13 protein-coding genes are annotated in these 15,384 nt (G+C 39.9%); 6 read left to right on the top strand and 7 right to left on the bottom strand.

The window, feature by feature from the left end; genetic code table 11:
- The first annotated feature begins 2 nt into the window (after positions 1 to 2).
- The 4 genes from HWV01_RS15150 (at position 3) to HWV01_RS15135 (ending at position 3,493) form a co-directional block, all read left to right on the top strand.
- Complete coding sequence (locus HWV01_RS15150) at positions 3 to 1,352, top strand: SPFH domain-containing protein (RefSeq protein WP_211672335.1); 1,350 nt, start codon at positions 3 to 5, stop codon at positions 1,350 to 1,352.
- Positions 1,353 to 1,445: 93 nt separating this feature from the next.
- Entirely contained in the window at positions 1,446 to 1,724 is a 279-nt protein-coding gene (locus tag HWV01_RS15145; RefSeq protein WP_211672334.1) for a peptidylprolyl isomerase, read from the top strand.
- 186 nt (positions 1,725 to 1,910) lie between these two features.
- On the top strand, positions 1,911 to 2,825 hold the full coding sequence (gene yddG, locus HWV01_RS15140; protein WP_211672333.1) for an aromatic amino acid DMT transporter YddG: 915 nt from the start codon (positions 1,911 to 1,913) through the stop codon (positions 2,823 to 2,825).
- Between the two features lie 227 nt (positions 2,826 to 3,052).
- Positions 3,053 to 3,493, top strand: coding sequence for a YccF domain-containing protein (locus tag HWV01_RS15135; RefSeq protein WP_211672332.1), 441 nt, complete (start codon positions 3,053 to 3,055; stop codon positions 3,491 to 3,493).
- A gap of 77 nt (positions 3,494 to 3,570) precedes the next feature.
- Here the strand turns inward: HWV01_RS15135 and HWV01_RS15130 are convergent, their stop codons facing one another.
- The 6 genes from HWV01_RS15130 to HWV01_RS15105 all read right to left on the bottom strand — a co-directional run bounded on the left by HWV01_RS15130 (position 3,571) and on the right by HWV01_RS15105 (position 9,381).
- Entirely contained in the window at positions 3,571 to 4,809 is a 1,239-nt protein-coding gene (locus HWV01_RS15130; RefSeq protein WP_211672331.1) for a leucine-rich repeat-containing protein kinase family protein, read from the bottom strand.
- Between the two features lie 109 nt (positions 4,810 to 4,918).
- Complete coding sequence (locus tag HWV01_RS15125; protein WP_211672330.1) at positions 4,919 to 5,758, bottom strand: siderophore-interacting protein; 840 nt, start codon at positions 5,756 to 5,758, stop codon at positions 4,919 to 4,921.
- A gap of 22 nt (positions 5,759 to 5,780) precedes the next feature.
- Positions 5,781 to 6,542, bottom strand: a complete 762-nt coding sequence (locus HWV01_RS15120) for an ABC transporter ATP-binding protein (protein WP_211672329.1) — start codon at positions 6,540 to 6,542, stop codon at positions 5,781 to 5,783.
- A gap of 36 nt (positions 6,543 to 6,578) precedes the next feature.
- Complete coding sequence (locus HWV01_RS15115; RefSeq protein WP_211672328.1) at positions 6,579 to 7,535, bottom strand: iron chelate uptake ABC transporter family permease subunit; 957 nt, start codon at positions 7,533 to 7,535, stop codon at positions 6,579 to 6,581.
- A complete protein-coding gene (vctD, locus tag HWV01_RS15110) occupies positions 7,528 to 8,463 on the bottom strand; it encodes an iron chelate uptake ABC transporter permease subunit VctD (protein ID WP_211672327.1) in 936 nt (311 codons plus the stop codon). Before vctD ends, HWV01_RS15115 begins: the two co-directional genes overlap by 8 nt.
- A gap of 12 nt (positions 8,464 to 8,475) precedes the next feature.
- Entirely contained in the window at positions 8,476 to 9,381 is a 906-nt protein-coding gene (locus HWV01_RS15105; protein WP_211672326.1) for a siderophore ABC transporter substrate-binding protein, read from the bottom strand.
- Between the two features lie 276 nt (positions 9,382 to 9,657).
- Here HWV01_RS15105 and HWV01_RS15100 point away from each other — a divergent pair, with 276 nt between their 5' ends.
- Both HWV01_RS15100 and HWV01_RS15095 read left to right on the top strand, forming a co-directional pair.
- On the top strand, positions 9,658 to 9,996 hold the full coding sequence (locus tag HWV01_RS15100) for a DOPA 4,5-dioxygenase family protein (protein WP_211672325.1): 339 nt from the start codon (positions 9,658 to 9,660) through the stop codon (positions 9,994 to 9,996).
- Between the two features lie 239 nt (positions 9,997 to 10,235).
- A complete protein-coding gene (locus HWV01_RS15095; protein ID WP_211672324.1) occupies positions 10,236 to 13,871 on the top strand; it encodes a hypothetical protein in 3,636 nt (1,211 codons plus the stop codon).
- Positions 13,872 to 14,050: 179 nt separating this feature from the next.
- Here the strand turns inward: HWV01_RS15095 and HWV01_RS15090 are convergent, their stop codons facing one another.
- Positions 14,051 to 15,220, bottom strand: a complete 1,170-nt coding sequence (locus tag HWV01_RS15090; RefSeq protein WP_211672323.1) for an FAD-dependent monooxygenase — start codon at positions 15,218 to 15,220, stop codon at positions 14,051 to 14,053.
- Between the last annotated feature and the right edge of the window lie 164 nt (positions 15,221 to 15,384).

Genomic DNA, 15,384 nt, shown 5'->3' with positions numbered 1-15,384 from the left:
CAATGGATGCAGAAATAAGGTCAAAAATAGCTAAAGGTACACTGGGTGGGGTGATTTTATCGATCATGCTATATGTAGTTTCACAATCATTTTTTTATGCCGAACCGGGATACATCTATCATGTACGAACGGTAACGGGTAACGAAGCTGTAGTGACTGAAATTGGTTATAAATTTTATCCATTTGGCCGCTATAATGCTTGGAAACGTGCGATGACAGTTCAGGCGGCTTCGGGGGCAATTAAACATGCCATTACGGCTGAAAAAGACCAAGATTCAGCGTCTGCAAGTTTACCGCCAATGAGTATCATGTTTTTAGATCAAGTGGATGCGAAAGCGGAAGCCACTGTGCGATTTTCTATACCTTCTGATGAAGAAGGGTTCCTCAAGTTAGCCCATGAGTATCGTTCTCCTGAAAACTTGCTACGAACTGCCTTACTACCTGCTTTTAAGGAAACATTACAAGCTAATGCCTCATTAATGACTGCCGAAGAATACTACGCTGGTGGACGCACTGAGTTTAATTCTGAATTCGAACATCAAATGAATAATGGTATTTATTTAGTAAAACGTGAAGAAGTGGTTGTTAGATCTATGAAAACAGCTTCTGCGTCTGCGAACGCTGCATTAGGTAGTGAGCAGGAAGAATATGGTGAAGATACAAAAACGATATTTGTGGTTCGTAAGGTACTTGATTCTGATGGCTTACCACAGCGTAAAACCCAACGATTTACCGATTTTGGTATCACGGTAGTATCCGCATTAATTACTGATATGAATCCAAACCAGAAATTTATCGAGCGTATGCAATTGAAACAAAAAGCATCGGCTGATAGAGCGATTGCACGCGAACAGCGTGTGCAAGAAGAAGAGCAGCGTTTATTGGTTATCGCACGTGGTGAGCGTGAAGTTGCTGAACGACAAGCGCAATCAAAAGTGGATCAAATCCAAAAAACTACAGAAGCTGAAACGGATAAACAACTGGCTATTACGAGTGCTGAGAAGTTAAAAGCAGAAGCGGAAATTCATCGTGAAACAGCACAAATTAATTTCGAAAAAGCTATTGTCGAAGCTAAAACTCAGCGCACACTGGCTGACGCAGAGGCATATCAAAAAGAAGTGATTTTACAGGCTGATAATGCGTTAGCGCAAAAGTTAGACGCAGAAATAAAAATCCAACAGTTGTGGGCGCAAGCTTATGCGAAACGGCAAGTACCGACGAATGTGTTTGGTAGCGGTGGAGGGACTGGAGGTGCTCCCGTCGGTAACGATTATGAGACCAAAGCCTTCATGCAAATGCTTACTCTAGATGCAGCTAAAAGGTTAAGTTATGACCGTGATTTAGTTAAATAGTAGAGGATGCTATTAACCATTTCTCGCCTTTTTTATTTTTTTGTCTTACACTGATTTTAATTTATACCACCTAGTAAAACAAAGGAAAAAAACATGGCTCTAGCAACTGCACGACACATTTTAGTAGACGACGAAGCAAAGTGTAATGAACTAAAGGCACAAATTGAAGCTGGTGCTGATTTTGCTGACGTTGCAAAGCAAAATTCAAACTGTCCTTCAAGCGCTAACGGCGGTGATTTAGGTCAGTTTGGTCCTGGTATGATGGTTCCTGAGTTCGATAAAGTTGTATTTTCAGCGCCTGTAAATACAGTTCAAGGTCCAGTGAAAACACAATTCGGTTATCATTTATTAGAAGTTACTAGCCGTAGCTAATAATAAATTATGTTTCTCGCATCTTTCGTGATGCGAGGAATATCTCTGCTATTCAAACCAATATTAAATCCCCCTATATTTTATTACTCTTGTACCAAGAAAAGTAGCTTAGATTCAAATAATAAGTGCATGCTAGTCATTGTTTGACTTTACTATCCATGATTGAAATATTTTAAAGGTATTTACTTGATTAATTCCCATAAGTTCACCCTTGCTGGTTGTCTCGCTATTTTACTTTGGAGCACTATTGTTGGGCTAATCCGTAATGTTGCCGAGCAGTTAGGTCCCATTGGCGGTGCTGCGATGATTTACACTGTCAGCTCTGTATTTTTGCTGATTGTTTTAGGCGCTCCTAAGCTTAAAAGCTTTCCTCCTCGCTATTTACTTATTGGCGGTGGACTGTTTGTCAGTTATGAAATCTGCTTATCTTTGGCATTAGGAATGGCAAATAACCGCACCCAAGCGGTAGAAATGGGCGTAATTAACTACTTGTGGCCATCGTTAACGGTCTTGCTCGCGGTATTTATCAGTGATAAACCCGTTAACAAGCTACTTTACCCTGCTATTGCCCTGTCATTTTTCGGTGTCGCATGGACCGTGGGTGGTGATGATGGTATTTCGATTAGTCAATTAAGCAGTAATATAGCGACCAACCCTGCGAGTTATTCAATGGCGTTCTTTGGGGCGTTCATTTGGGCGTTGTATTGCAACATAACGAAGAAGCTCGCCAATGGTATGAATGGTATTACTTGGTTCTTCATTGGTACTGCGATTGCACTTTGGATTAAATATTTGATAAGCAATGAACCTACCATGGTATTTACGACTGAAGCTACGTTTGACTTGTTACTTGCGGGTATCGTGATGGGCAGTGGTTATGCGCTGTGGAATATCGGTATTATCGGCGGCAACATGGTCTTTTTAGCTACGATCTCTTATTTTACGCCAATTTTATCGACCTTCTTTTCTGCAATGATATTAAATATAGAGTTGACGACTAAATTCTGGGAGGGGGTTGTAATGGTTACGATAGCGTCGTTAATTTGCTGGTGGTTGACGCGTGAAAAACCTGTTATGAGGACGCAAATGGAATCTAATTAATAGTTATTTTAACTAAATATCAGAATTTAGGTGCGGTAAGTTGCTACCAAAAATCGGGTTTATAAGTTACTGGAGCCTTATACCTTGGTGGTATTTCAGGCCTTCATTATATAATGAAAGCTGAAATTATCTAGGTTAGGTCATAAATCTTGAATTTAAATGTTCTTTTGTAGTCGAATGCTGATGTACTGTGATTAATTTAGATTAAGCGGATGTAGGGCGATAACATGAGAACAATTGGTAACATAATCTGGTTTCTGTTTGGTGGCGCTGTCATGGGACTTGCATGGGTTTTATTTGGTCTATTAGCGTTTATCAGTATTGTTGGCATCCCTTGGGGACGATCTTGCTTTGTTATCGCGGGCTTCTCATTTTTTCCATTTGGTAAAGAAGCTATATTCCGCGATGAATTAACGCGCGCTGAAGATATCGGTACCGGTAGCTTTGGTTTTATCGGTAATGCGTTGTGGTTCATCTTTGCGGGTGTTTGGCTGGCAATCGGCCATGTGATGTCTGCGGCCGCATGCTTCGTTACGATTATTGGTATTCCATTTGCCCTACAGCATTTGAAATTAGCAGTTATCTCACTTGCACCAATAGGGCAAACAATTGTGGATAAAGACGTGGCGGCAATGGCGCGTTATAAGAACGCTAAGTTTAAGCTATAAATAATCGTTATTATTTGATAGCCCGTTTAACATCAGCCAATTTGTTATCTTGATGCTGGAAACGGGCATAATAATCTTTAATTAGTGCGCTGCTTAAGGCGTTTAAACTCGTCACTTTCTTGGTCTTCTTGAATACAAACACTTAATAAATCATCAACAAAATGCAGTAGCGCACGGTGTTCAATTTGTTTCACTTGCGCTTGTTGCGTGTCTGTTAGCATGTGATACATAGTCGCTGCACCAAAATCACCAAAGATGATATTAGCACCCACATCAAACAGTGTATTGTGTGCGTACAGATCGCCGTGACAAACTTGGTTGTCGTGTAAATGGGTAAACACGTCTTCCATCTGTGCGACTATCTTACCAATTTGTACAATCGACAAGCTAAAGTCTGTTGGGAAGGTATCACGTGTACAGCTGTTGAGGCATGGTGGTAGACCTAAGTTTGCATAGTGCGCAGGAATCAAGTTCATGATCAGGGCTAAGTAGCCGTCCTCTTTTACCTGTGCAAGCGATTGTACTAGGCTAGGGTGGTTACCGACTTTCAAGCAAGCTTGTAACTCATCTTCAGGGTAACCGTCACTGGTGACTTCACCTTTGAATACTTTAACTGCAATCTCATCAGGGAATTGCGTTTGTTGCTCATTCCAAACGGCTTTTGAGATCACGCCTGATGCGCCTTGTCCCAGTACGTTTTGTAATGTATAGCTTGATGATGCTAATTGCGGCACGTTATCAATCGATACATCAGACTGGCTAAATGGGTTGCCCGAGAATGCAAGCCAAGCTAGTTTCGGCAGGCCAAACAACTGTTCGGGACATGCTGTTAGGCGGTTAGCTGAAATACGTACCAGTTCAAGGTTATGACACTGAGACATAGTCTGAGGTAACTCAGTCAAACAGTTACCCGCAAGAGCTAGCTTTTGTAAACGTGGACGTTCGCCTAATGAATCTGGTAATACTTCAATTCGGTTATCCGTTAGGATCAACCAACGTAATTTTGTTGGTAGAGAGGCTTCAGGTACTTGGTTAATTTGGTTCGATTTAAAGCCGACCATTTCTAAGTTCGGGCATTGGCCAAGTACTTCTGGTAGCGTTACAAATTGATTGTTTGATGCAAACAAGATCTTCAACTTAGTTAATTGGAGAATCTCTGTTGGTAAGCTTGTTAAGTGGTTATTTGATAAATCGAGAATCTCTAAGCTGTCAGCCAATGACAAGATCTCAAGTGGGAAAACAGTCAGGTTTTCTGATAATGATAAACGCTTAATACCTGTTAATTCACCAGATTTTAGCTGAGATAGAGTATGCAAAATAATTTAGCCCGTGTTAGAAAGATACAAACCGGGCTAGTTTACTCGAAAATGACTGAAAGGGGAATTTTCAGCGATATTTAGGCAAAGATAGTATGGGAAAACCGGACTATGACTGTACACGTTCTTTAGCTAAAGAGTCTTCAGCTTCGTTGTCATCACGTTTGGCAATTTTATGGCCATCTTCAGTGCAACCTGTTTTCCAATAACTACTGATATAAATATTATCTTTATCGACGGATTTGTCATTTCTAAAGTAAACACGTAGCGCACGCATATCTGAAAACTCACAAGCGCACCAAACCGACACCTCGCCTTGCTGCCACGTTAACGCTTTCACTTGAGCCAGTAAGTTTGTCTTAGCTTCATTGGCGACAACCCAAATAACGTTGATACCCTCGGGTTTGACTAAGGTTTGCTTGTCATCTTGATGGTTAATTTCGATAACCGCATAACCACTGGCGATTCTTGGTAGCTTAGTGAGTTGTGCAGACAAGGCTGGGAGACCTGTCATGTCTGCGACTAAGAAGTACCAATCGGTATCAACATTGACTGGTTTAATCATCCCTGGTCCAGCTATTGAGATCATATCACCGATACTCACAGACTGTGACCACGCTGCGGCAAAGCCACCAATGCTGCTGTTACAATCCTTGCTATTATCACTCATGTTTAAGTGTTCATGACGCACGAAATCAACATCTAATTGATTGAGGGCTTGACGTAAATGACGGATGGTATAAGTGCGCATTTTTGGACGTTCATCTGTCGCTAGTTGTGAAATGTCAGTGTTACCTAGCTCGGTAAAAAGTAGCTTAATGTAGCCACCTGCTGCATCAGAGGGGAAGTCAGACAGGTCGTCAGCCTGAAAGCTAATGCGCTGCATGTTAGACGTCAATTGCTGGCTGTCTATTACGGTTAATACTCTGGTGCTTGGTTTCTTACTCATTTTTATATCCTTAATAATTCGGTTATTGCCCGTAGTACATACAAATACGCTTACCGTTGATTTCGTGAATATCAAAATCAGTGTCGTAAATCGCTGATAATGTTTTTTGGTTAATGATCTCTGCGACTGACCCGTTCGCGACAACCTTGCCTTGCTTAAGCGCCACGATATTGTCTGAATAACAAGATGCGAAGTTGATATCATGGATCACAATAACAACTGCTTTACCTAATTCATGAGCCAAGGTTTTGATGTTTTTCATGATCTGTAATGAATGTTTGATGTCGAGATTGTTCAATGGTTCATCCAAAAATACATAATCGGTATCTTGAGCCACGACCATCGCGATAAAGGCGAGTTGACGTTGACCACCACTGAGCTGATCAAGGTACTTGTTTTCGATTAGTGTTAAATCTAAATAGCCAATCGCTTTATCAATCACGTCATTGTCGTTGCTTGTTAGCTTCCCCTGACTATAAGGATAGCGCCCAAAAGCCACTAATTCTCGTACTGTAAAACGCATGTTGAGATTGTTAGACTGACGTAATACCGCGAGCTTTTTCGCCAGTGCTTTGGTATCCCAATCTAATATGTCTTGATTGTCGATAATGACACTACCACTGTCTTTATTTAATAAGCGACTTGCCATCGACAATACGGTACTTTTCCCCGCGCCGTTCGGGCCAATGATTGCCGTGACTTCACCTTTAATGAAAGAGGCGGAAGCTTGATCGACAACTTTGTGCTGGCCAAAGGCTTTAGATAAATTAGTTAATGAAATCACGTTTAGGTATCCTACTTACTTTATTAAAGCGCAAGGCTAGTGAATTTTTTGTCGAACGAGCAGTGATAAGAAGTACAAACCACCCACAAAATTGATTACCACACTGAGCGTGGTTGAAAAGCTAAAGACGTTTTCGACAATCCATTGTCCCGATAACAATATCGACATAGCCATTAAACTGCTGGCAATAAGCAGCGTGTGATGGCGGTAAGTATGGAAGAATTCTTTAGTTAAATTTGCCACGAGCAAGCCAAAGAACATCACGGGACCGACTAAGGCGGTGGATAACGAGATCATGATTGCCACCAGTATTAATACTTGCTTGGTGACACGACGAGTATCAACGCCTAAGCTAATCGCATTGTCATTGTCTAGCCAAAATACATCTAACACAGGGGCTAATTTGAATAGTAAAGCACTGACCACAAACAATGGCACAATACATAAATAAACCAGTTCTTGGTTCACATTGTTAAAACTTGCAAACATGCTTGATTGAATCGTTAAGAAGTCATTGGGATCAACCAACATCATGAAAAATGATGAAACATTGCTAAACAGCTGGCCGAAGATAACCCCGAGCAGCAATAACGTGATAACGTTGCCCTCGCCATTATTGTTGCGAAAATAAAAGCCAAACAGTAATAACGAAAACCCCACCATGATTGCGACTGATAAGGCAAAGTTAACAAAGGGGTTTAATAGCAATACACTAAAACCACCAAAGATAACCACAACCAGAACTTGGGTGAGTAAATATAAGGCATCAAAACCCATAATACTTGGGGTCAAAATACGATTATGGGTAATGGTTTGAAACACCAGTGATGACTGAGCGATGGCAATACTGGCGATGATCATGGCGAATACTTTCGGCACGCGGCGTGATAAAAAGTATTCATAATTCGAGGCATCTAAACCAACACCGATGAATAAAAAGGTAAAGACAAGGGTGATAACAGCCAGTCCGGCTAGCTTCATTGAATCAGACATTTTGCTTCCCCTTTACAATAAAGAAGATAAATACTACGCCACCAAGCATGCTGATGATCATCGAAATTGGGATCTCGTAAGGGAAGATGATCACGCGACCAATCACATCACAAAGTAAAATTAAAATCGCGCCGATAATAGCCGTCAGTGGAATATTTTTACGTAAATTATCACCGTAGAATTGCGCCACTAAATTCGGCACGATCAGACCTAAGAAAGGCAGTTGACCGACAATCATCACCACAGAAGCTGACATCACAGACACAAGTAGAATACCGATGAAGAGTACCTGTTTGTAATTCAAACCAATATTGGTGGCGAAGTCTTTACCCATGCCTACCGCAGATAAACGGGTTGCATACCAATAGCTAATAATGGAGATAGGTAGGGCGATATAAAGCAGTTCATAGTTACCCTGCAGGATGCTGGCAAAGTTAGCCACCGTCCAGGCTGACAGGTTTTGCACTGCATCATATTTATAGGCGATAAAGGTAGCAGCAGAAGACACCACATTACCAAATATGATACCGATTAATGGCACATAGATGGCATTCTTAAATTGAATGCGATGGATAAACTGAATAAACAGCAATGTACCGGCGATCGCCATGCCAAAAATAAGCAGTAAGCTGTCACCATGGCCGAGAAAGACTAAACTTAATACATAGCCGAGCATGGCACATTCAATGGTGCCAGATGTCGATGGTGACGCAAATCGGTTCTGACTGATTTGCTGCATGATAAGCCCGGCAATACTCAGCCCTGCCCCCGAGAGTAAGATAGCGAGTAAGCGGGGGAGGCGACTGATTAACAATAATTCAATGGCATCAGTATCGCCAGCTAAAATGGCCGCTAACGATAAGTCTGCCACGCCAATAAATACCGATGCAATGCTGAGTAATACCAGCACAAAGAGTAACTTTTTCAAGGTAAACCTCAATTACAGTGCGCGTGATTTCTGCATATCTTGGATCATTTTATCGGTTGCAGTGACACCTGAAAGGGCTATGTACCAGGCGTTAATATCAAGGTAATTTAGGTTGTTATTTTTATAAGCCGTGGTTGATTTAACCAAGGGATTAGCAAATTCTTCGCGGGTACGGCTTTTGTCTTTATTAATCAGTTTGTCTTTGTCGATAATGAACAGGTTAGCTGGATTTACGTTGCTGATGAACTCATACGAGATCAAATCGCCATGACGAGACTCTTTAATGTTCGGCACGGCTTCTTGGAAACCAAAATCACGGTAAATAGCAGAGAAACGAGACTGTGCACCAAACGTAGTGATATTACCGCCTGCACTCATTACCGTTAATGCTTTAACGTGGTTGGTTTTGTTGTAGTTGGCAATTTCGGAGATCAGAGAGTCAACACTGGCGATCTTTGCTTCAACTTTAGGTTGGATTTCAAAGATGTCAGCGAGCATACGCCATTGTTTCTGGGTGCTTTGCCAATAGCCGTTTGATTCAGGTGCAAACATCACTGTTGGGGCAATTTTGGATAGTTCTTTGTAAGATTCGGCAGCGCGAGAACCAATAATAATTACGTCTGGTTTTTGCATGTAGATAGTTTCAAAATCAGGTTCGTTTAAGCTACCTGACGACGCGAACTCTTTCGCTTTATATTTCAATAAATAATCTGGCATCGTTGTCGCTTTACTCAATGCAACCGGCTTAATACCAAAATAGTCTAGGGCGTCTAGTGTACCCGTGCCTATCACGACAACACGTTCAGGTTTAGTGTCTAATGTTGTTTTACCGAGTTGATGAGAGACTGTGATCGTTTCAGATAAAGCATTAGCAGAGAATAATAAACCAAATAAAGTAGCTACAACTGTTCGTTTCATATTAATGGGAATCCAAATGATAATTGTTCGTATTCGCTATCTTATACTAAAATAAACATCGATGACCAGTAAATTAAAGGTAAATAATGTAAAGCATCGATAGAGTGTAAAATACTGTAAATAAACGTTATTTTGTGAGTCTGCGTGCTGTATTTTGTTGCGTTATTTATGTCGAATGTGAAGAAAGTAAAGGTCGTATTCAGCAATACAGTAATTGTGTTATGTTGAATCTTTTGTTTTATAAGCCAATTTATAGCACTGTTTTATGAGGTATTTATGGATACGCCCGTTAATGGTCATGATAATTATCATGCACATTTTTATTTTGATGAATCATCACGAGTACATGCACAAGCATTACGAACAAGCATCAATGAAGAATTGGGTTTATATGTCGGTAACTTCAATACCAAACCAGTAGGACCGCATCCACAGTGGAGCTTTCAAGCCTCTTTCACTGCAGACGATTTTGATGTATTTGTACCTTGGTGTATTGAACATAGGCAAGGGGTATCAGTATTGTTACATGCTGTAACAGGCGATGACTTGCTCGACCACACCGAATATGTGCAATGGTTAGGCGCCCCCATTACACTCGATTTATCTCGTTTTTAAATAGGGAGGCGTATAGCTTATTTATCACAGTGTAAACATAGCCGACAGTACAGATAGCAAAAGTAAGACCGCAAGTATTTTGTTGATGGTATCGTATTGCGAGAATCAATAAAAACAGTACGGTAAAGTAATGAAAAGGTTGTGTAAAGGTGTTTTTATGTAGCGCCGGTGTAATGTTGAGGTTGTAGGTTTGTACCGTATTCAATACGGAAGCTTATGATTTAACTTTACATGGAGTTATGATGAATTTAAAACATTTATTAGTATTACCTGCTGTTCTTTTTTGTTCGAATCCTGCCACATCGTCATCTTTTTCTACATCAGAAACAAATTTTGAATATTTAGATATAAAAAAAGCAACCTCATATGTAACAGGTAAAAGCTTTCTTTATAGCGTCATGGAGGAGACTGGGGAGATCGGATTACTTACCTATGATGACCTTTTGACGATAGATGTATCGGTAAAAGATATTGATTACCAAGAACTCACTATCCTTGAATGCGGTTCAAGTAACAGTTTCACCCCTAGAGAGCGGGTTGTTAACTATGAAAATACCTTTGGTGTGACAGGTTATGATGTTCTCGACTCTCCTTGTAAAATTGCTATCAATAAGGAAACTAAATGGATAGATGCGACCAGTTTAGGTCAATCATTATGGTACTCAAAAAATATTAAGGGGGATTTACAATGTTATTCGATTGACGGTAAACAGTGTGTCAGCTTACCTGATTACTCAAAGTACAAAAAGATTGATGATAATGTAACGCTACGTAGTTTGGAAAATAATGCAGCTAAATTGGCTACCTATTTTGAAGATGTTGATGAAGTTACATTACATATGAGGGATGGAGCATGGACGGGAAATATCTCTTTGCCTAAGAGTGCCCAAGGGAAAAGTATCGTCATTGATGTTACATCGACATATTCAGTTAATGTACATATCCCCAACAGCCAGATGAAAACAATAAGGTCTAATGAGATACGAAGTTGGGTATACCTAGGTCAAACTTGGCTTGAAGAAGGAACTAACATTAATGATTATCCCGAAATTATACAAATAGCAAAGCCATTAATTTGCACGAGTCAAGATCAGATTAATTTTAATGATGGCACTGAAGGTAATTGGTGTAAAGAATTACTCAATACAGAACATGCAGAAACAAAGCGAACATTACAGTCCATGATTGATACAAAAGAAACACATATGGATCGCTTATTCAGTCAGATGTTGGACCATGACCTGTTAAAGGTAGATATAGATAATGATTACCCTAACCGCATATTAGCGCTAGAGAATAAAAAGAATGAATTAAAAAAAACACGGGATTTGGTATGTGCCACTGGATGGTGGAATATTCCAGCTTTAATAGCATGTGGGATACTTACTGGGCAATATAATGATGCATATAATGTATGGGAAAACCTTAAGAATGAGCGAGACGCTAAGCTTAATGAAGTGAGCGTACAAGTTGATATAGGCCGTGCTATGGATTATCACAAATTACATACGGATTGGGCGACTGCAGATGCAACCCATTTTTCAGCTTTATTAAAGGAAGAAAGTAGTGCATTAGCCGATCTAAAGTTGCTTAAAGAGGCATACCATCAAAAAGCAGAGGATGCACATAAGGCATACTTGGATGCTGTTGATAAATATATGACTGATACTAAGCCTGGAAATATTCTTCTGAATTCACTGGAAGACATGCCTTTAGTTGGCCGAGAAGTACAGCATATTGTTGATTATGCAGATAATCCATCAGGTACTAATTTAAGGCGTATGCTATTAGGCTTGGCTGGACCAGTTGGTGAGGCTGTTGAAGGTGTTGTCGAGATAGAGACGGGAGACACTGAACTAAACCCTAGTGTGATGACGTTTTTAACTGATGTATTGTCCGATTTAAATGACGATCATAGTATTGGTGAAGCTTTGCAAGATATCGTTTCTGATGTGATTAATGATTTTGGTTCTGACGCGATTGAAGCCATTCGTCAGGCTGGAATGTGGCGAGATAATCCAGGGCAAGAAAATTTTATTAAAGTGGACTATGAAAACATTATCGATTTACGTTCACAGCTTGATCCTATTAATTATGATTTCTGGCAAGGATCAAGTGTTGAAGAAATTAATGTGCAGAATAATCTAACGCCTGAAAATGCTAACTTTAAACAATATATCTCAGATCCGCTTAGTTATAATCCGAGCTCTCTTATTGACATTGAATATGCGAGTGGTGGCAGTAAATTTGAAAATCGACTGTCATCTTTGTTCGCGCACTCTTTTGGTAAAAACTATACCGATGTTATTAAATTAAACGCCAAGTATGCAGACTGGACGTCAGCAAAGATTAATAATGAGTTGTATAAGTTTTTCTCGGACCCGGCTTATATTGAACAAAGAACACCTTATTGGGGAGATTCTCGCACAATGGGTCAACGTCCAGCAGGTACCATTTATAATAATGAGCATGCATTTATCGTACTTAATAGTGATTTTGTTACAAGGGGGAGTGCTGATTTCTATAAGTTTTATTTTGAAGAACTTGGTCATATGGGCAACTATTGGCGTTGTAAAATATTTGATATTGCAGTAAACAAATGTCAATCGACAGGTGATGTGGGGGCTCGCTTTAGAGATGCTGTCTTATTGGACGAGTCACTTCATACTGTTCCTTTCGCTAATTTGTTAAATGAATTACCTAAACATACAGACGTTGATATGGAAACATTACACTTTTCAGATGGTAGTGTCGCGACGCTGGAAGGGTGGCCAAGTTATTATACTATTAATGATCATATCGCAGGTTTCGGTAAATTTTCTTGGCTGATGCGATTAGGGCTTGACGTTGCTAGCGAAGACTTACCGGGGGTCAGTGATGAATTTGATATTGAGGTTGTCATCTCAGCTCCGAAAGGGGCAATGAAAGGTGACCCATGGAAAAAATCAGCGAATGGCTATTGTAAAACGGATGCAGAGACCGATTGTAATATGCCAACAATGTGGGTTTCGGTGGCATTTCGCGATGCGATTAAATACTCTATTGCTAAATTACCGAAAGTTAAAAATACCAAGTTAGCAAAAGCGGGGGCGGACCTTTCGCCGCGCATGGTGCGTAAGCATAGTGGTAAACTTCCTTTTCAGTTAACTTCAGTGAAGGGGACGGATTGGAAGTATATGAACGATTATAATATTTATGCAAAAAAATTCACTGTCGCCGCTGAAGTTAAACTTGATTTTTTTAAGATGGGGACGGAAATTACTAAAGGAACACCAAGTAGGATTCATAAGCCTGAACTGTCATTAAAATCAACCCCGCTTTCTGGTAGTTATCTTGTTGAAATTGCAACTAAAGATAAAAAAGACTTTGCGGGGTGGCTATCTGCAGATATTGCATCCTCTGTCATTGGCTGTGCTGGGGGATTCATTGCTGGGGTTATATCAGATAGCGATCCCGTGGTTATGTGCCATGCTGCGTCTGATGTGCTTGAAGGTGTGGAAACTGCTTTTCAGGCTTTAGACCATAAGCCTACAATGATTGTGGAGGCTGATGGTAATATTACCTTACCAATATCATTGGAATACAAATATGCGACGACAGGAGAGAAAGTTAAAGGCGCCTTTAGTAGAGGACAGGTTCACGCTGATACAACAACGAATCCACATATTCCTGATGAGGGAATATCGGGTACAAGTATTGTTGAAAATACTAACATAACGAGTTTAAAAGAAAAAACTGGTAAAGCGTTATCTAAACTATCTCGGGGTACAATCGCTGGTGTTGGTGTATTTAGATTCCGTATTGGGTTTGATTATGCGAAGGAAGTTGTCTCTAAAGGGGCATACGCCTTACCCGCGTCTATTGTTGAAGATTAATTAATATTGTCACGTAATTATCCCACCATACCAGCAAGTATAAACACTTTGGTTTGGTGGGAGATATGAACGAGGGCGAAAGTAAACAATGCCTTCTTATTCGGTAATGAAAGGTATGCGTTATAACGACTTCAAAATTAGCAAGCTGATACCGTTAAGCTCCGAAATTTAAGACACTGCTAAACATTGATAGGTAAACTGTTAGTCCAGAGTTTAGCTATACCAATAACCGTGCTTTTATGATCCATATTTTTACTCGCTAAATTCCGCTGTTTACAAAACGTTTGGTCTTGGTTGAAAATAGATGAGGCAACTTGGCGACCACCCATTGTAATTTTTGACGTTTTAGCCGCTCTTAACGTGGTAAACTGCTTAAATACCTTAGGTATATCATTCACATTTTCTTTTAAACAATGAACAAAGTGCCATGCATCTTCCAGCGCCTGACAAGCTCCTTGACCAGAAGTCGGTAAGGCGGAATGCGCTGCATCACCCAGTAATACCAAATTATTTTTATGCCAAATTTTTATTGGGTTATGATCATGAACATAAATTTTATTAATTCGGGATAAAGGTGTTTTATTGATGATCTTCATAATAGGATCAGGCCAATTAGCAAACAGTGAACAGAGTTCGGATTTATACAAGTCAGGGTTTACCTTGTCTATATTTTTAGATACGACACATCCAGCCCAATAAGCTTTTGTTTTTGATACAGGTACTATTCCGAAACGCTCTCCAACGCCCCAGTAATCTGAAACCGAAAGATCAGTGAAAACCTCATCTTTACACTCAAATACACCAATCCAATTAATAAAACCCTGATAAACAGGATCGTTATTACCATTTACATACTTTCTCGCAAATGAATTCATACGGCCATCAGCGCCAATAATGATATCTGGTTCGATATTTTTACCATTGGTAAATTGCACACAAACTTTGTTGTTATCGTTATTTGAAAGTGAAGTTACATCATGTTGGTAATGTATATTGATATCCAGTTCAAGAGCCCGTTGAGTCAATATAGCCATCAAATCTTTACGAAGAATAGAATAACTAGGATATGCCATTAATTGATTTAGTTGAGTGATGTCTAGTGAGCCTAACGGTTCGCCATGGCTAGAAAAACGATGCATATAGTTGAGTGAACCTGCCACTTTGGCCACTTGGCTTAACACTCCAAGTTGGTCTAAAACAAATGAAGCATTCGGCCAGCATACAATACCGGCACCAATCTCGCTTGGTCGACTATGTCGTTCATAAACATCAACCTCAAAGCCTTCTAGCTTCAATGCAATGGCAGTACTTAATCCACCGATACCGCCGCCTAATATACCTATTTTCATAAATGAGTCCTTATTCCTAATAATGTAGGGAAAACGTGTATTTCAGCTCATATGAGTCTTGTCAGTTATCTCTTTTTTAGCTGAATAGTTATTAATGACAAACAATATAATTCATATCATTTATGATTATTAGCTGGTATAAGTTGGACTTATTGATATCAGTA

The organism is Moritella sp. 5, from assembly GCF_018219455.1.
Lineage (GTDB): Bacteria > Pseudomonadota > Gammaproteobacteria > Enterobacterales > Moritellaceae > Moritella.
The sequence above is the reverse complement of the archived record's forward strand: the minus strand, read 5'-3'. Positions and strand labels throughout refer to the sequence as shown.

What these genes read in the sequence shown, in the direction of transcription:
- HWV01_RS15150 (WP_211672335.1), top strand. Translation starts at nt 3, where the DNA reads ATGGATGCAGAAATAAGGTCAAAAATAGCTAAAGGTACACTGGGTGGG.
- HWV01_RS15145 (WP_211672334.1), top strand. Translation starts at nt 1,446, where the DNA reads ATGGCTCTAGCAACTGCACGACACATTTTAGTAGACGACGAAGCAAAG.
- HWV01_RS15135 (WP_211672332.1), top strand. Translation starts at nt 3,053, where the DNA reads ATGAGAACAATTGGTAACATAATCTGGTTTCTGTTTGGTGGCGCTGTC.
- HWV01_RS15125 (WP_211672330.1), bottom strand. Translation starts at nt 5,758, where the DNA reads ATGAGTAAGAAACCAAGCACCAGAGTATTAACCGTAATAGACAGCCAG.
- HWV01_RS15115 (WP_211672328.1), bottom strand. Translation starts at nt 7,535, where the DNA reads ATGTCTGATTCAATGAAGCTAGCCGGACTGGCTGTTATCACCCTTGTC.
- HWV01_RS15105 (WP_211672326.1), bottom strand. Translation starts at nt 9,381, where the DNA reads ATGAAACGAACAGTTGTAGCTACTTTATTTGGTTTATTATTCTCTGCT.
- HWV01_RS15100 (WP_211672325.1), top strand. Translation starts at nt 9,658, where the DNA reads ATGGATACGCCCGTTAATGGTCATGATAATTATCATGCACATTTTTAT.
- HWV01_RS15095 (WP_211672324.1), top strand. Translation starts at nt 10,236, where the DNA reads ATGATGAATTTAAAACATTTATTAGTATTACCTGCTGTTCTTTTTTGT.
- HWV01_RS15090 (WP_211672323.1), bottom strand. Translation starts at nt 15,220, where the DNA reads ATGAAAATAGGTATATTAGGCGGCGGTATCGGTGGATTAAGTACTGCC.